Source organism: Micrococcus sp. Mcc28 (genome assembly GCF_024519775.1).
GTDB lineage: Bacteria > Actinomycetota > Actinomycetes > Actinomycetales > Micrococcaceae > Micrococcus > Micrococcus luteus.
Map to the genome: position 1 here is coordinate 1 of NZ_JALJRH010000004.1, position 17,008 is coordinate 17,008.

Consider the following 17,008-nt stretch of genomic DNA (forward strand, 5'->3'; position numbering starts at 1 on the left):
GGCTACCTAACCCCAGCCGAGTACGCTCGGCAGTGCACCCATCAAATGGAAACCGGCGACTCACAGAACGTCCGGACCGAATGAAGGGGGCGGCTCAGAACCTGATGGCCGAGGCCGCCCGGCAGACCACCGGCTACAGGTTCGCCTCCACCGAAGACCGGGAAGCGATCGTCGGCCTCGTGGTCGACGCCGCCGAGTCCGTGTCGCTGCGGCTGACCCCGCCCGAGCTCGCTTCGAGCCCCGCGGCGTTCCGCCGCCCGGATGGCACATCAGTGTTCCGGCCGAAGCACTCGGCCGTGTTCTCCTCCGAGGTTCTGCTGGCGGCCGAAGACCGCCTCCTCGAGCGCGCCCGCACCACTACCGGCCCGACCGTGCCGTTGGCGACGGTAGAGCGGATCACGGCCCGGCCCGACCGGGAGGGCCGCACCCTCGGCCCGGACCAGGCGGACGCGTTGGCGAGGATCGCGCTGTCAGGCCGGATGATCGACGTGCTCGTAGGGCCGGCCGGGGCTGGGAAGACGACGGCGATGAACGCGCTGCGCCGAGCGTGGGAGCACGAGCACGGCCGAGGCTCTGTCGTCGGCCTCGCTCCGTCCGCGGTCGCGGCGCACGTCCTCGCCGACGACCTCGGGATTGCCGCCGAGAACACGGCGAAGTGGCTGGACACCCACGACCGCACCGGGGCCACGTTCCGCCGGGGGCAGCTCGTCATCGTCGATGAGGCGTCGATGGCCGGCACCCTCGCCCTCGACCGCATCACCGCCCTCGCCACCGCGGCCGGGGCGAAGACGTTGGTCGTCGGGGACTACGCTCAGCTCCAGTTGCCGACCGCGGCCGGCGCCTACGCGATGCTCGTCCACGACCGGGATGACGCCCCCGAGCTCACCGCCGTGCACCGCCTCGCCCACGCCTGGGAGAAGACTGCCTCCCTCGGCCTGCGCCACGGCGACACCAGCGTCATCAACGCCTACGCGGACCACGGCCGCATCGCCGAAGGCGACAGCGAGGCGATGGTCGAAGTCGCCTACCGGGCGTGGCGCGCCGACACGCTGGCCGGGCGGGCGGCGGTGCTCGTGGCCGACTCCAACGAAGCCGTGCTCGCCCTCAACCGGCGAGCCCGCGCCGAGCTGATCCTTGACGGCATCGTGAACGCCCTCCGCGAAGTCGAACTGCACGACGGCACCCGCGCCGCCGCCGGGGACACCGTCATCACCCGACACAACGACCGGCGCCTGCGCTCCGGGCGTGGCTGGGTCAGCAACAGCAACAGGTGGACGGTCACCGACGTCCGCGACGACGACTCCCTCGCCCTCCGCCGTGCTGGCCGGAAGCGAGGTGGCTCCGTCGTGATCCCGGCCGACTACGCGGCCGAGCATCTGGAGCTCGGCTACGCCGTCACGTCGCATTTTCGGAGAAGTATGAACGGTCTGGACGCCTGGGGGTCAAGAGGTCGTGGGTTCAAATCCCGCTAGCCCGACCACGTCGACGAAGCCGGAGTTCAGCAGTTCGGGGCTCCGGCTTCGTCGTACCCGGCGCGGAGCAGCCTGGTCCGCCACTCTCCGTCGGTCGGGCGGGGCGGTTCAGGACGCGAACAGCACGTGCGTGTCCGGCACGACGGCCCGGCCGCCAAGGGCCGTGAGCTCCAGCAGGCAGGCCGCGCCCACCACCTCCGCGCCCCGCGCCTCGATGAGCCGTCGGCCGGCGGCGAGGGTGCCGCCCGTGGCGAGGACGTCGTCGAGCAGGAGCACCCGTGACCCGGCCCGCAGGTCTTCCGACACCTCGATGCTCGCGTTCCCGTACTCCAGCGTGTAGTCCGCACGGGCCGCGGGAGCCGGGAGGCGCCCGGCCTTGCGCAGCGGCACGAGGCCGGTGCCGGTCAGGACGGCGGCCGCCCCGGCGAGCAGGAACCCGCGGGCCTCGAGGCCGGCCACGAGGTCGAACCGCCCCTCGAACGGCGCCACCAGGGCTTCGACGCACGCCCTCAGGGCGCGGGCGTCCGCGAGCAGGGGCGTGATGTCCTGGAAGGCCACGCCCGGGCTGGGATGGTCGGGGACCACGCGGATGAGGGAGCGGGCACGGGCGATCTCGGAGGTGACGGACACGGCCTCCACTCTAGGACGGACGCCGCGCGGGCAGCGGATGTGATCGGCGTCACCGGGCAGGGAGTTTGCCCTGACTCCCTCGGAGGAGGACAGTGGATCGGTGGAAAATCCCCAGAATCCTCTCGCGGGCCGCGTGCCCGACGTCGAGCCGCCCGCCCGCGTGGCGGCGTCGACGGCCACCCGTCCCGACGACGCCACCCCCGACTGGCGCGGCCGCCCGTTCCTCGGCCAGCCCGGCCCGCTGGCGAACCTGTTCTCCGTGGAGCTGTGGGAGCGCTTCTCCTTCTACGGCATGCAGGCCATGCTCGTGTACTACATGTCCTGGACCGCCGCGGAGGGCGGCCTCGGGATCGACCCGGCCGTGGCCACGGGCATCGTCGGCGCCTACGGCGGCATGGTGTACGTGTTCTGCATCCTCGGCGGCTGGGTCGCCGACCGCCTGCTCGGCTCCGAGCGCACCATGTTCATCAGCGCCGTCGGGATCATGTTCGGCCACATCGCGCTGGCCCTCGTCCCGGGTGTCCCGGGCCTGGCCCTCGGCCTCGTGCTCGTCGCCGTCGGCTCGGGCGGCCTCAAGGCCAACGCCACGAACCTCGTCGGCTCCCTGTACTCCCGCGAGGACCCCAAGCGCGACGCCGGCTTCTCCATCTTCTACATGGGCGTGAACATCGGCGCCCTCTTCGGCCCGCTGCTGACCGGCCTGGCGCGGGACACGCTGGGCTTCCACGTCGGCTTCGGCCTCGCCGCCGCCGGCATGGCCATCGGCCTGGCGCAGTACGCCCTGACCCGCAAGAACCTGCCCACGGACGTGCACCGGGTCCCGGATCCGCTGCCGCGGTCGCAGTACGGCCGCTGGGGCCTGATCGGCCTGGGGATGGTCGCCGTCGTCGTGGTCCTGTTCCTCACGGGCGTCGTCACCCTGGGCAACCTCTCCGACGCCGTCGTCGTGCTCGCCGCCGTCGCGGCCATCGCGATCTTCGCCGTCCTGCTGACCTCCACGAAGGTCACGGAGGAGGAGCGCTCGCGCGTGAAGGCGTTCATCCCGCTGTTCATCGGCACGTCCGTGTTCTTCGCCCTCTTCCAGCAGCAGTTCACCGTGATCGCGCTGTACTCCGAGCACCGCCTCGACCGGAACCTGTTCGGCTGGCTCATGCCCATGGAGTGGGTCAACTCCATCAACCCGATCTTCATCATCGTGTTCGCCCCGGTGTTCGCCGCGCTGTGGACCAAGCTGGGCGCCCGCCAGCCCGCCACCCCGGTGAAGTTCGGCATCGGCATCGTCCTGATCGGCATCGCCTTCCTGCTGTTCATCCCGGTGGCCGACGTCGTCGCCGTGCCGCTGCTGTGGCTGACGCTGATCCTCTTCGTCTGCACCATGGGCGAGCTGCTCGTCTCCCCGGTGGGCCTCTCCCTGGCCACCAAGGTCGCCCCGCGCAGCTACCCGGTGATGATGGTGTCGCTGTACAACCTGTCCGTCGCCCTGGGCACGGCCCTGGCAGGCTCCCTGGCCGGCTCCTACTCGGAGCAGAACGAGGTGGGCTACTTCGGCATGATCGGTGCGGTCACCCTGGGCGTGGGCCTGCTCGTGCTGGCCATCGCCAAGCCGGTGCGTCGCGGCATGCGCGGCGTGCTCTGAGCGCGCCAGTGGCGCGAATCACGCGCCGCTCGGTAGTCTGCGAGACGACGTCATCACTCCCGACCACACAAAGGACGCGCACTCCATGAGCTCCATCCCCGAAGGCCTGAAGTACTCCGCCGAGCACGAGTGGATCGCCGAGGCCGGTGCCGCCGGCACGGTCCGCGTGGGCATCACCGACTTCGCCCAGGATGCGCTGGGTGACGTCGTCTACGTGGACCTGCCGGAGGTCGGCACCGAGGTCACCGCGGGCACCGCGGTGGGCGAGGTCGAGTCCACGAAGTCCGTCTCGGACATCTACGCCCCGGTCTCCGGCACCGTGGCCGCCGTCAACGACGAGCTCGACGGCGAGCCCGGCCTGGTCAACTCTGCCCCCTACGAGGGCGGCTGGCTGTTCGAGATCACCCTCGCGGACGAGGCCCAGCTCGAGGGCCTCATGGACGCCGAGGGCTACGCCTCGCACACCAGCTGAGCCCCGTCCGCCGTCGCCCCGTCGCTGGCCGGCGGGGCGACGGCGTCCCCTTCGTCTCTCCATCCGGCGCCGCGGCGCCGGCCCCCGCACAGGAGCACCCCATGAACCAGCCCGGACGTGAACCGGACCTGTCCACCTCCGCCATCAACCTCACCGAGCTGGCGCCGCTGGTCTCGGCGGACCTCACCCGCGAGGAGTCGGACGCGATCCGCGCCCTCCCGGCCGGTTCCGCGCTGCTGCTCGCCCACGAGGGCCCGGACCAGTCCGCCCGCTTCCTGCTGGACGAGGACGTGGTCTCCGTGGGGCGCCACCCGGACGCGGACATCTTCCTCGACGACGTCACGGTCTCCCGTCGTCACGCGGAGTTCCGGGCCGAGGACGGCGGCCATCGGCTCGTGGACCTGAACTCCCTCAACGGCACCTTCGTGAACCACGACCGCGTGGACGAGATCCTGCTGCGCTCCGGGATGCACGTGCAGATCGGCAAATACCGGCTCACGTACTACGCCGCACCGGCGCGGGGCTGAGCCGTCATCCCCGTGACCGATCCGCGCCCGCGACCCGACGCCGTCCCCGCCGCCCGCCCTGCGGGCCGGCTGGGCATCGGCGAGGTCGTGGCCGCCCTCGAAGCCGAATTCCCCGGCGTCACCGCGTCCAAGGTGCGCTTCCTGGAGGACCGCGGCCTCGTCCTGCCCGAGCGGACTCCCGCCGGCTACCGGCGCTTCCGGCCCGGGGACGTGGACCGGCTCCGGTTCGTCCTCGCCCTGCAGCGCGACCACTTCCTGCCGCTCAAGGTCATCGCCGACCACCTGGCCGCGCTGGACCGCGGCGAACGCCCCACCGGCCTGCCCGGAACCGCGGCGGTCCCGGCGTCCTCGGACGCGGAGCGGCTCGGCCGCGAGGTCGCCGGGGGTCGCCGGTCGTGGACCCGCGCCGAGCTCGCCGCCGAATCCGGTGCGGGCGAGGAGCTGCTGGCCGAGCTGGATCAGTACTCGCTCCTGCCCGTCGATCCCGACGGCGGCTACCCGAGCCACGCGATGGACGTGGCCCGGGCCGCCGTCGTGCTCGCGGGCCACGGCCTGGAGCCCCGGCACCTCCGCCCGCTGCGGGCCGCGGCCGACCGCGAACTGGGCCTGGTGGAGCGCGCCGTCGCCCCGCTGCAGGCCCGCCGCGACGCCGGCACCCGCCCCCGCGTGGCCCGCTCGGCACGCGAGATCGCGCAGGCCAGCCTGCGGCTGCATGCGGCCCTCGTGGCCGTGGGACTGGAGCAGTGGGATGACTGAGCCGCGCCCCGTGCCCGCCGACGACGCCGGCGACGTGCCGCTCTCCGTGCTCGGCGTGCGTGTCGAGCTGCCCGAACAGCACCACGTGATCCTGCTGGTGGATCCGCCCGGCCGCACGATGGTCCCGCTGTGGGTGGGCGCGCCCGAGGCCGCCGCCGCCGCGCTCGCGCTCGAGGGCGTCCGCGCGCCCCGGCCCCTCACCCATGAGCTGCTCCTGGCCGCCGTCGACGCCCTGGGCGCCGAGGTCGTGCGGGTGCGCCTCACCGAGGTCCGGGACGAGGTCGTGCACGCCGAGCTCGTGCTCTCCACGGGCGCCCGGGTCGACGCCCGCGCGTCGGACGCCGTCGTGGTCGCCCTGCGCGCCGACGCCCCCGTGCTGGGCAGCCCCGCCGTGCTCGCGGACGCCGGCATGCCGGCGCGGACGGGGGAGGAGGACGCCGGCCAGGAGCGCGCCGTCGAGGACTTCCGCGACTTCCTGGACACCGTGCGCCCCGAGGACTTCGCCTGAGCGGAGCCGGCGCGACACGGCGCGGCCTCGCCGCCGGCTTCGTTGACCGCCCCCGGACCCGCGCGTACCTTCGAGGGGAAGAGGGCCCCGCCACCCGGGGCGCCTCCGTCGCCCTCCCCACGGTCACCGGGGAGCGCCGCCACGGTCACCGGCGGCACACGACGGTCGCGTCCCCCTCCCCGCACCGGGGGCCCCGCACCAGGAGGTTCCCCGTGACACCCACTGCAGGTCCTGGCCGGCCCCCCGCGCTCGGCACCCAGGGCACGCTCTTCGACGAGGGCGCGACCCGGGGCGACGACGTCGGCTTCCGCGGTCCCACCGCGTGCAAGGCCGCCGGCATCACCTATCGCCAGCTCGACTACTGGGCCCGCACGGACCTCGTGGTCCCCACGGTCCGCAGCGCCTCCGGCTCCGGCTCCCAGCGGCTCTACTCGTTCCGCGACATCCTCGTCCTCAAGGTCGTCAAGCGCCTCCTGGACACCGGCGTCTCGCTCCAGCAGATCCGCACCGCCGTGGGCCACCTGCGCGAGCGGGGTGTCGAGGACCTGGCGCAGATCACCCTGATGAGCGACGGCGCCTCGGTGTACGAGTGCACCTCGGCGGACGAGGTCGTGGACCTCGTCCAGGGCGGCCAGGGCGTCTTCGGGATCGCCGTCGGCCGCGTGTGGCGCGAGGTCGAGGGCAGCCTCGCCGAGCTGCCCCGCGAGAGCGTGGTCGGCGCCCCCGAGCCGGGGGACGAGCTGGCCGGGCGGCGTCGGGCCCGCCGCTCCGCCTGATCCTCCACCCCGGGGCGCCCCGGAGGGCCGAGTCAGTCATCTTTCGTCTCGCAGCGGTGACTGTGCGCGACATGAGGCGGAACTCCGGCGCGGTGTGACACACTCCCAACCATGACCGCACCTGTCGAGAACTTCACCCCTCCAGAGGACGCGGCCGGGTCGACCGGAGCCGGCGCCGTCTTCTCCAAGGTCTTGGTGGCCAACCGCGGCGAGATCGCCGTCCGCGCCTTCCGCGCCTGCTACGAGCTGGGCGCCCGCACCGTCGCCGTCTTCCCCTACGAGGACCGCAATTCGATCCACCGCCAGAAGGCGGACGAGGCCTACCGCATCGGCGAGGAGGGCCACCCCGTGCGCGCCTACCTCGACGTGGACGAGATCATCCGCGTGGCGAAGGACGCCGGGGCCGACGCGATCTACCCGGGCTACGGCTTCCTGTCGGAGAACGCCGGCCTGGCCCGTGCCGCGGCTGAGAACGGGATCACCTTCGTCGGCCCGCCCGCCGACGTCCTCGAGCTGACCGGCAACAAGGTCGAGGCCCTGCGCGCGGCCAAGCGTGCGGGCATCCCCACCCTGGCCTCCTCGGACCCGAGCGCCGACGTCGAGTGGCTCCTGGAGCAGGCCGAGGAGATCGGCTTCCCCATCTTCGTCAAGGCCGTCGCCGGCGGCGGCGGCCGCGGCATGCGCCGCGTCGAGCGCCGCGAGGACCTGCGCGGCTCCCTCGAGGCCGCGATGCGCGAGGCGGACACCGCCTTCGGCGACCCCACCGTGTTCCTCGAGCAGGCCGTCCTGCGGCCGCGGCACATCGAGGTGCAGATCCTCGCCGACGGCGAGGGCAACGTCGTGCACCTCTTCGAGCGGGACTGCTCGCTCCAGCGCCGCCACCAGAAGGTCATCGAGATGGCCCCGGCCCCGAACCTGGACGAGGAGATCCGGCAGGCCCTGCACCGGGACGCCGTCGCCTTCGCCAAGGAGATGGGGTACGTCAACGCGGGCACCGTCGAGTTCCTCGTGGACACGGCGGGCGAGCGTGCGGGCCAGCACGTGTTCATCGAGATGAACCCCCGCATCCAGGTGGAGCACACCGTGACCGAGGAGGTCACGGACGTGGACCTGGTGGGCGCGCAGCTGCGCATCGCCGCCGGCGCCACCCTGCCCGAGCTGGGCATCACCCAGGACGCCCTCCAGGTCCGCGGCTTCGCCATCCAGTGCCGCATCACCACCGAGGACCCGGCCAACGGCTTCCGCCCGGACACCGGCACCATCACCGCCTACCGCTCGGCCGGCGGCTCCGGTGTGCGCCTCGACGGCGGCACCATCTACGCCGGTGCGGAGATCAGCCCCCACTTCGACTCCATGCTGGTCAAGCTCACCTGCCGCGGACGCGACTACGCCACGGCCGTGCGCCGCGTGCGCCGCGCCCTGGCCGAGTTCCGCGTGCGCGGCGTGGCCACCAACATCCCGTTCCTGATGAACGTGATGGACGACCCGCAGTTCGTCAGCGGCGACGTCGCCACGGACTTCATCGACAAGCACCCCGAGCTGGCCACGGTGAACCGCTCCCAGGACCGCGGCTCCAAGGCCCTGCAGTACCTCGTGGACGTCACGGTCAACCAGCCGCACGGCCCGCGCATCGAGGGCATCGACCCCCGCGACCGCCTCCCGGAGCACCCGGGCGACAAGCACCAGGAGCCGGACCGCTCGCCCTTCGACGGCCCGAGCCGGAACGAGGACGCGGCGCCCCCGCACGGCTGGCGTCAGGTGCTGCTGGAGCAGGGCCCCGAGGGCTTCGCCCGCACCCTGCGCGAACAGACCGCGCTGGCCGTCACGGACACCACGTTCCGCGACGCCCACCAGTCCCTGCTGGCCACCCGCGTCCGCACGCGCGACCTGCTGGCCGCCGCGCCCGCCGTCGCGCACACCCTGCCGGGGCTGCTCTCCGTGGAGGCCTGGGGCGGGGCGACGTACGACGTCGCGCTGCGCTTCCTCCACGAGGACCCGTGGCAGCGCCTCGAGCTGCTGCGCGCGGAGCTGCCGAACATCCCGATCCAGATGCTGCTGCGCGGCCGCAACACGGTGGGCTACACGCCGTACCCCACCGAGGTGACGGACGCGTTCGTGGCCGAGGCCGCGGCGTCCGGCGTCGACGTGTTCCGCATCTTCGACGCCCTCAACGACGTCGAGCAGATCACCCCGGCCATCGAGGCGGTGCGTGCCACGGGCACCGCCGTGGCCGAGGCGGCCCTGTGCTACACGGGCAACATGACGGACCCGAAGGAGACGCTCTACACGCTCGACTACTACCTGGGCCTCGCCCGCCGGATGGTCGACGCCGGCGCCCACGTCCTGGCGATCAAGGACATGGCGGGCCTGCTGCGGCCCGCCGCCGCGCGCGAGCTCGTCACCGCCCTGCGCGCCGAGTTCGACCTGCCCGTGCACCTGCACACGCACGACACCGCCGGCGGCCAGCTGGCCACCCTGCTCGCGGCGGCGGAGGCCGGCGTGGACGCCGTCGACGCGGCCACCGCGTCCATGGCGGGCACCACGAGCCAGGTGCCGCTGTCCGCCCTGGTCGCGGCGCTCGAGCACACCGAGCGGGACACCGGTCTCGGCCTCGAGGCCGCCACCGCGATGGAGCCCTACTGGGAGTCCGTCCGCTCGGCGTACGCGCCCTTCGAGGCGGGGCTGCCCGCCCCGACCGGCCGCGTGTACCACCACGAGATCCCGGGGGGCCAGCTGTCCAACCTGCGCACGCAGGCGATCGCGCTCGGCCTGGGGGAGCGGTTCGAGGCCATCGAGTCGATGTACGCCGCGGCCGACGACCTGCTCGGCCACCTCGTCAAGGTCACCCCGTCCTCCAAGGTGGTGGGCGACCTGGCGCTCCAGCTGGTCGGTTCCGGCGTGGACCCGAAGGAGTTCGCGGAGCGTCCGCAGGAGTTCGACATCCCGGACTCCGTGATCGGCTTCCTGCGCGGCGAGCTCGGCGACCCGCCCGGCGGCTGGCCGGAGCCCTTCCGGACCAAGGCCCTCCAGGGTCGCCGCGAGGGCGCGGGCATGGTGGAGATCTCCGCGGAGGACTCGACCGCCCTCGCCGAGGCCGGACAGACCCGCCGCGCGGTGCTGAACCGCCTGCTCTTCCCCGGCCCCACGAAGGAGTTCGAGGCGCACCGCGAGGAGTTCGGGGACACCGTCACCCTGCACACCCGCGACTTCCTCTACGGCCTCGTCCCCGGGCGTGAGCACGTCATCTCGCTCGGACGCGGTGTCCGGCTGCTCGCCACCCTCATGTCCGTCTCCGAGCCGGACGAGAAGGGCATGCGCACGGTGATGGTCACCCTGAACGGCCAGCTGCGCCAGATGACCGTCCGGGACCGCTCGATCGAGTCCACCGTGCGGACCGCGGAGAAGGCGGACCCCGGCACCCCCGGCCACGTCGCCGCCCCGTTCGCGGGCTCGGTCACCGTCCAGGTGGCCGAGGGCGACGCCGTCGAGGTCGGCCAGGCGGTGGCCACGATCGAGGCGATGAAGATGGAGGCCGCGATCACGGCCCAGGCCGCGGGCACCGTGCGCCGCGTGGTCACGGAGGGCGTCACGCCCGTCAACGGCGGAGACCTGCTGCTCGTGATCGAGTGAGCCCCGCGTGAGCCCGCCGCCGGCGGGCCGCCCCACGGGCCCGGACGCCACCGCGTCCGGGCCCGTGCCTATCCTGGGAGGCATGGCCACCTCTGCGGAACACCACGACCTGCTCATCATCGGCTCCGGATCGGGGAACTCCCTGATCAGCGAACACTGGAAGGGCCGGAGCGTCGTGATCGCCGACTCCGGCACGTTCGGCGGCACCTGCCTGAACGTCGGCTGCATCCCCACCAAGATGTACGCCTACCCGGCCGGCCTGGCCGCGCTGCCCCCCGAGGCCCGGAGCCTCGGGGTGGGGCTGGAGTTCACGGGCGCCGACTTCCCGGCCATCCGGGACCGCATCTTCACGCGCATCGACGGCATCAGCCGGGACGGGCTGCGCTACCGCCGGGACGATCTGGACTACACGAGCGTGATCCAGGAGGAGGTGCGCTTCGTCGGTCCCCGCCGCGTGCGCACCGCCTCGGGCCGGGAGATCACGGCGGACCAGGTGGTGGTCGCCGCGGGGTCGCGGCCCACCCTCCCGGAGATCCCGGGCCTGGACCTGCCGTCGGTGCACACCTCGGACACCGTGATGCGACTGGATCGGCTGCCGCGGCGGCTGCTCGTGGTGGGCGGCGGGTTCATCGCCTGCGAGTTCGCCTCCGTCTTCGCCGGGCTGGGGACCGAGGTCGTCCAGGTCAACCGCGGCCACCGGCTGCTCAAGCAGCACGACATGTCCGTGTCCACGACGTTCACGAAGATCGCTGCCCGACGGTGGGACCTGCGCACGGGGTGGACCCCGGCCGGGATCGAACCGGTCGAGGACGCCGAGCGGGCCGCGGACGGCTGGGTCCGGGTGCGCCTGGATCGCGCGGAGGGCCAGGAGCAGACCGGCATCGTGGAGGAGGCCATCGAGGCGGACACGGTGCTGATCGCGGTCGGCCGGACGCCGAACACGGACCGCCTCGACCCCGCCGCCGCGGGACTGGACGTCACCGACGACGGCGTCCTGGCCAGCGACGAGCATCAGCGCGCACTCTCCGACGGTGCTCCGGTGGAGGGGGTCTACGTGCTCGGGGACGTCGCCAACACGTGGCAGCTCAAGCACGTAGCCAATCACGAGGCCCGCGTCGTCGCGCACAACCTGGAGCATCCGGACGATCTCCGCGCCAACACGCTCGGCCCCGTGCCGGCGGCCGTGTTCACCCATCCGCAGGTGGCCTCCGTCGGTCTCACGGTGGAGCAGGCGCTCGCCGACTACGGCGCGGACGCGATCACGGTGAAGACCCAGTCCTTCGGGGACGTCGCCTACGGCTGGGCCATGGAGGACACCGAGGGCGTGTGCACCGTCGTCGCGGAGAAGGCCACGGGACGGATCCTGGGCGGGCACATCCTGGGGCACGAGGCCGCGAACCTCATCCAGCCGCTCGTGACCGGCATGGCGTTCGGCATCGACGCCCACCGGCTCGCGCGGGGCCAGTACTGGCCCCACCCGGCCCTCACCGAGGTCGTCGAGAACGCGCTGCTGGGCCTGGACGTGCCGGACTCCGGTCTGCTCTGACCGGAACCGCGGGGACGACGACGCCCGGCCGCGGGGCCGGGCGCCGTCGTCGAGGGGGCGTTCAGTTGTGCGGGGCGGGCTCCCCGTAGATGTCCGCGATCTGCGCGGCGAAGTCCTTCATGATCGCCGACCGGCGCATCTTCAGGGACGGGGTCACATGGCCCTCCTCCAGGGAGAAGTCGCGGTCGAGGATGCGGAACTCCCGGATCCCCTCGGCGCGCGAGACCAGGCTGTTGGCCTTGTCCACGGCCTCCTGGATGTGGCGGCGCACCGCGTCCTCGCGTGCGGCCGCAGCGACGTCGAGGTCCTTCGGCAGCCCGTTCGCGGCGAGCCACGCGGGCAGGGTGTCGGTGTCGAGGGTGACGATCGCCGCGATGAAGGGCTTGCCGTCGCCGACCACCATCACCTGGGAGACGAGCGCGTCGCTGCGGATCGCGTCCTCGAGCATCGCCGGTGCCACGTTCTTGCCGCCGGCCGTCACCAGCAGCTCCTTCTTGCGGCCGGTGATCGTGAGGAAGCCGTCGTCGTCCAGGGCCCCGAGGTCGCCGGTGCGGAACCAGCCGTCCTCGAAGGCCTCCTCGTTCGCCTCCGGCCGGTTGTGGTAGCCGCGCATCAGCGAGGTGCCGCGCGTGAGGATCTCGCCGTCCTCGGCGATCCGCACCTGGTTGCCGCCGAGGGGGTGTCCGACCGTGCCGATCTTCAGCCGGTCCGGCCGGCCCACGGTGATGGGGGCCGTCGTCTCGGTGAGGCCGTAGCCCTCGAGGATGGTCACGCCCACGCCGCGGAAGAAGTGCGCCAGGTCGGGGGAGAGGGGGCCGCCGCCGGAGACCGCGTACGCCAGCCGGCCGCCCATGGCCGTCCGGATCCGGCGGTAGATCAGCGCGGAGTAGAACGCGCGCTGCAGTCGCAGGGGCGCCGTCATCTGGCCCGAGTCCAGCGCCCGGGACCAGCGGATCGCCACGTCCGCGCCACGGCGGAAGATCTTCTCCTTGCCGCCGCTCTGGGCGTTGAGCAGCGCCGCGTTGTAGATCTTCTCGAACACGCGCGGCACGGCCAGCACGAAGCTCGGCTGGAAGGTCTGCAGCGAGACCGAGAGCCGCTTGATGTCCGAGACGTGCCCGCAGCGTGCGCCCGCAGCGACGGTGAGCACCGAGACGAAGCGCGCGAACACGTGCGCCAGGGGGATGAACAGCACGGTGGAGGTGTCCTGGCGGACGACGTCGCCGAGCGAGGAGGACAGGGTCTGGTTGACGAGCTCCGCGAAGTTCTCGTGCGTGAGCTCGCAGCCCTTGGGCCGGCCCGTGGTGCCGGAGGTGTAGATGATGGTCGCCAGGTCGGCCAGGCCGGCGGAGGACCGGCGCGTCTCGAGCTCCTCATCGGTGACATCCGCGCCCAGGGCGACGAGCGCCTCGAGGCCGGAGCCGGGGGCGCCGTCGGCCGGGTCCATCGTCCACAGGCCGATCAGCTCCGGCAGGCCCTCGCGCTGCACCGCGTCCCGCACCGTCTTGGCGAGGTCCTCGTTCCCGGTCACGACGGCGCGCACGGCCGAGTCCTCGATGATCCAGGACACCTGGCTGACGGAGGAGGTCTCGTACACGGGCACGGTGACCGCGCCGGCGTACCAGATGGCGAAGTCGACCAGTGTCCACTCCAGGCGGGTGGAGGCCAGGAGACCGACCGTCTCCCCGGGCTGGATCCCGGCGGCGATGAGCCCCTTGGCCAGGGCCCGCACGCGCTCGCGGGCGTCCCGGGCGGAGACGTCCGTCCACTGATCCTGCGCGTCCGCCACCGCGAAGAGGCCGTGGTCGGGACGCTCCGTGGCCTGGCGTTCCAGGAAATCCGTGATGTTCGCCTCCGGGGACAGGCGGGGCTGGTACGGCTCGCTGATCTCGTGCATGGGACTCCTCGGGCGTTGGGTCGGTCCCGCCGACCGGTGGTCGGCAGAACGGAAGTAAGTGTGAGTCGTGTCACGCACACTCTACAACCGGGAGCGTCAGGGTCTGGGCGCGACTCAGTGCGTCGTCATGGCGGCGACCGCGGTCCGGCCGTGGTCGATCAGCAGCGGCAGGTCGTGGTCGAGCGTGGCCACGTGGCGGCTGCGGGGCAGTCCCACCACCTCCACGGGGGCGTGGCGCAGGCCCCGCACCAGGGTCCGGTGGCTCGAGGCGGGCACGACGGCGTCGCGGGCGGACCGGTAGACCGTCACGGGAGCGGTGATCCGCGGCAGGGCGCGGCGGGCGGCCCGCTGGATGCGGCCGACGGCGGCGACGCCGGCCATCGGCGTGCGGGGGTAGGCGCGCTCGCGCGCCGTCGGGTCCGCGATGTCGTCCGCGATCGGGGCGACCGTGGGGACGAACGGGGCCAGCAGCGGGGCGAAGGGGGCGAGCGGGCTGGCGAAGCGCAGCGCGGGGTTCACCACGAGCACCCCGGCCACGGGTCGGTGGGCGGCGGCGTCGAGCGCGAGGGCGCCGCCCATCGAGATGCCCGCCATGACCACGCGGCCGTGTCGGGCGAGCTCGAGGTCCACGACGGCCCGGACGGCGGCGCGGATCTCGTCCGCACCGGTGGCGGCGAGGTCCTCCCACCGGGTGCCGTGCCCCGGCAGCAGGGGCACGCTCACGGGGGAGCTGCCTGCCGCGAGCCCCTCGGCCCAGGCGCGGACGGAGGCCGGAGTCGAGGTGAACCCGTGCAGGAGCACGACGCAGTGGTCGCGCCGGGCGGGAGCGGCGGGCATGAGACGCAGGGGCAGGTCTTCGGGGGCGACGGCGACGGGGCGGGGCATGGTGCCAGGGTAAGGCAGGCGGACCGTACGATGGGCAGGCACCCGACCGCCCCGACCGGAAGGCCCTCGTGTCCACGTTCTACTGGTCCGCCAAGACGTTCGCCGTGGCTCCGGCCACCCGCCTGCTGTTCCGCCCCTGGGTGAAGGGCCTCGGGAACGTGCCGGCCGAGGGCCCGGCGATCCTGGCCAGCAACCACCTGTCCGTCTCGGACTCGGTGTTCATGCCGGCCATGCTCGACCGCCAGGTGCACTTCCTGGCCAAGCACGAGTACTTCACCGGCCCGGGCGTGAAGGGCTGGGTCACCCGCCGGTTCTTCGAGGCCGCGAACCAGCTGCCCATGGACCGCTCCGGCGGAGAGGCGTCCCTGCGCTCGCTGGACGCGGGCCTCGCGGCGCTGCGGGAGGGCCGGCTGCTCGGGATCTACCCGGAGGGCACCCGCAGCCCGGACGGGCGGCTGCATCGCGGCAAGATCGGCGTGGCCAAGCTCGCGCTGGCCTCGGGCGCGCCCGTGGTGCCCATCGCGATGATCGGCACGGACCGGGTCCAGCCGATCGGCCGCACGCTGCCGCGGATCCGGCGCCTGGGCATGATCTTCGGTGAGCCGCTGGACTTCTCCGACCGTGCCGAGGCCGTCGGCGACCCCCGGGTGCTGCGGGAGGTGACGGACGAGATCATGGAGGCCATCCGGCGCCTGTCGGGCCAGGAATACGTGGACACCTACGCGGCGGACGTGAAGGCGGGCCGTACGGCCGCTCCGCCGCGCGCCCGCGACTGAGCGGGGCCCGCGCGTCGTCATCCGGGGACGCCCAGACCGGGGCGCGGCTCGCGGCCCCTAGCCTGGTGTGCATGACTGAAGACCCCCGCGAGAAGATCCTGGCCTTCGGCACCGCCATCTCGGAGGGCGCCGCCGACATCCCCGGCCTGGACCACTGGCGCTCGCTGCCGATCGCACAGGCGCCGTCCTGGGCGGACGAGGCCGACCACCGCGCCGCCGTCGCCGAGCTGAGCGCCCTGCCCCCGCTCGTCTTCGCGGGCGAGGTCGACCTGCTGCGCGCCCGTCTGGCCGACGTCGCCCAGGGCCGCGCGTTCCTCCTGCAGGGCGGCGACTGCGCCGAGACGTTCGCCGGGTCCACCGCCAACCGGATCAGCGCCCGGGTGAAGACCATCCTGCAGATGGCCGCAGTGCTGACCTACGGCGCCTCCATGCCGGTCGTGAAGATGGGCCGGATCGCCGGCCAGTTCGCCAAGCCGCGGTCCTCGGACACGGAGACCCGCGACGGCGTCACGCTGCCCAGCTTCCGCGGCGAGATCGTGAACGGCTACGAGTTCACCGAGCAGGCCCGCCGGCACGACGCCCGGCGGATGGTGCAGGCGTACCACACCTCCGCCTCCACCCTGAATCTGGTCCGCGCCTTCACCCAGGGCGGCTTCGCCGATCTGCGCAGTGTGCACCAGTGGAACCAGGGCTTCATGGCCAACCCGGCCTACGCCCAGTACGAGGAGATGGCCGCCGAGATCGACCGCGCGGTCCGTTTCATGAACGCCGCGGGCGTGGACTTCGAGGCCATGCGCCGCACCGAGTTCTACTCGGCCCACGAGGCGCTCCTGCTCGACTACGAACGCGCCCTGACCCGCGTGGACTCGCGCAGCGGCGACCCCTACGCCACGAGCGCCCACTTCCTGTGGATCGGCGAGCGCACCCGCCAGGTGGACGGCGCCCACGTCGACTTCCTCTCCCGGGTCCGCAACCCGATCGGCGTGAAGCTCGGCCCGACCACCACGGTCGCGGACGCGCTCGAGCTCGCCGAGCGGCTGGACCCGGAGCGCGAGCCGGGCCGCCTGACCTTCATCACCCGCATGGGTGCGGAGCGGATCCGGGACGTGCTCCCCGGCATCGTCGAGGGCGTCCGGGACGCGGGGCTGGAGCCGGTGTGGGTCACCGACCCCATGCACGGCAACACCGTGACCGCGGCCAACGGCTACAAGACCCGCCGGTTCGAGGACGTGATGGACGAGGTCAGCGGCTTCTTCGAGGTGCACCGCGAGCTCGGCACGCACCCGGGCGGCATGCACGTCGAGCTGACCGGCGACGACGTCGCCGAGTGCCTGGGCGGCTCCGACCCGATCAACGAGGCCGACTTCGACGCCCGCTACGAGACGCTGTGCGACCCGCGGCTGAACCACCAGCAGTCCCTGGAGATGGCGTTCAAGGTCACCGAGGCCCTCTCCCACCCCGAGCGCCGCGCGCCGCGGGCCTGACCGCGCGGCCGGG

13 protein-coding genes and 1 pseudogene are annotated in these 17,008 nt (G+C 73.0%); 11 read left to right on the forward strand and 3 right to left on the reverse strand.

Going from position 1 to position 17,008, the window contains the following annotated elements; genetic code table 11:
- Window positions 1-98 precede the first annotated feature (98 nt).
- A pseudogene (locus NR073_RS02775) lies at window positions 99-1,406 on the forward strand (AAA family ATPase); the annotation flags it as partial.
- Window positions 1,407-1,580: 174 nt separating this feature from the next.
- On the opposite strand, the gene NR073_RS02780 reads toward NR073_RS02775, so the two are convergent.
- Window positions 1,581-2,102, reverse strand: coding sequence for an adenine phosphoribosyltransferase (locus tag NR073_RS02780; RefSeq protein ID WP_036316668.1), 522 nt, complete (start codon window positions 2,100-2,102; stop codon window positions 1,581-1,583).
- Window positions 2,103-2,202: 100 nt separating this feature from the next.
- On the opposite strand from NR073_RS02780, the gene NR073_RS02785 reads away from it, so the two are divergent.
- From NR073_RS02785 to NR073_RS02820, 8 genes are all read left to right on the forward strand, one after another.
- Window positions 2,203-3,738, forward strand: coding sequence for a peptide MFS transporter (locus tag NR073_RS02785; RefSeq protein WP_134377088.1), 1,536 nt, complete (start codon window positions 2,203-2,205; stop codon window positions 3,736-3,738).
- An 85-nt stretch (window positions 3,739-3,823) separates the two neighbouring features.
- Entirely contained in the window at window positions 3,824-4,210 is a 387-nt protein-coding gene (gcvH, locus tag NR073_RS02790; protein WP_002854607.1) for a glycine cleavage system protein GcvH, read from the forward strand.
- A 101-nt stretch (window positions 4,211-4,311) separates the two neighbouring features.
- Window positions 4,312-4,737 (forward strand): FHA domain-containing protein, encoded by a 426-nt coding sequence (locus tag NR073_RS02795; RefSeq protein ID WP_049146965.1) that lies wholly within the window; start codon window positions 4,312-4,314, stop codon window positions 4,735-4,737.
- Window positions 4,738-4,749: 12 nt separating this feature from the next.
- Window positions 4,750-5,493 (forward strand): MerR family transcriptional regulator, encoded by a 744-nt coding sequence (locus NR073_RS02800; protein WP_060974307.1) that lies wholly within the window; start codon window positions 4,750-4,752, stop codon window positions 5,491-5,493.
- Window positions 5,486-6,001 (forward strand): bifunctional nuclease family protein, encoded by a 516-nt coding sequence (locus tag NR073_RS02805; RefSeq protein WP_073116584.1) that lies wholly within the window; start codon window positions 5,486-5,488, stop codon window positions 5,999-6,001. Before NR073_RS02800 ends, NR073_RS02805 begins: the two co-directional genes overlap by 8 nt.
- A gap of 212 nt (window positions 6,002-6,213) precedes the next feature.
- On the forward strand, window positions 6,214-6,777 hold the full coding sequence (locus tag NR073_RS02810; protein WP_036384587.1) for a MerR family transcriptional regulator: 564 nt from the start codon (window positions 6,214-6,216) through the stop codon (window positions 6,775-6,777).
- Window positions 6,778-6,888: 111 nt separating this feature from the next.
- Window positions 6,889-10,407 carry a pyruvate carboxylase gene (locus tag NR073_RS02815; protein WP_134377089.1) on the forward strand — a complete coding sequence of 1,173 codons (3,519 nt, stop codon included), beginning with the start codon at window positions 6,889-6,891 and terminating at the stop codon, window positions 10,405-10,407.
- 82 nt (window positions 10,408-10,489) lie between these two features.
- A complete protein-coding gene (locus NR073_RS02820; protein WP_049146974.1) occupies window positions 10,490-11,953 on the forward strand; it encodes a mycothione reductase in 1,464 nt (487 codons plus the stop codon).
- A gap of 61 nt (window positions 11,954-12,014) precedes the next feature.
- Here the strand turns inward: NR073_RS02820 and NR073_RS02825 are convergent, their stop codons facing one another.
- A complete protein-coding gene (locus NR073_RS02825) occupies window positions 12,015-13,850 on the reverse strand; it encodes a long-chain fatty acid--CoA ligase (RefSeq protein ID WP_256748598.1) in 1,836 nt (611 codons plus the stop codon).
- A gap of 114 nt (window positions 13,851-13,964) precedes the next feature.
- On the reverse strand, window positions 13,965-14,735 hold the full coding sequence (locus NR073_RS02830) for a carboxylesterase (RefSeq protein WP_136940929.1): 771 nt from the start codon (window positions 14,733-14,735) through the stop codon (window positions 13,965-13,967).
- A 68-nt stretch (window positions 14,736-14,803) separates the two neighbouring features.
- Between NR073_RS02830 and NR073_RS02835 the strand changes: the two genes are divergently transcribed.
- Together NR073_RS02835 and NR073_RS02840 are read left to right on the forward strand one after the other, a co-directional pair.
- On the forward strand, window positions 14,804-15,511 hold the full coding sequence (locus NR073_RS02835; protein WP_145031539.1) for a 1-acyl-sn-glycerol-3-phosphate acyltransferase: 708 nt from the start codon (window positions 14,804-14,806) through the stop codon (window positions 15,509-15,511).
- Window positions 15,512-15,582: 71 nt separating this feature from the next.
- Complete coding sequence (locus tag NR073_RS02840; protein WP_036316682.1) at window positions 15,583-16,995, forward strand: class II 3-deoxy-7-phosphoheptulonate synthase; 1,413 nt, start codon at window positions 15,583-15,585, stop codon at window positions 16,993-16,995.
- Window positions 16,996-17,008 lie beyond the last annotated feature (13 nt).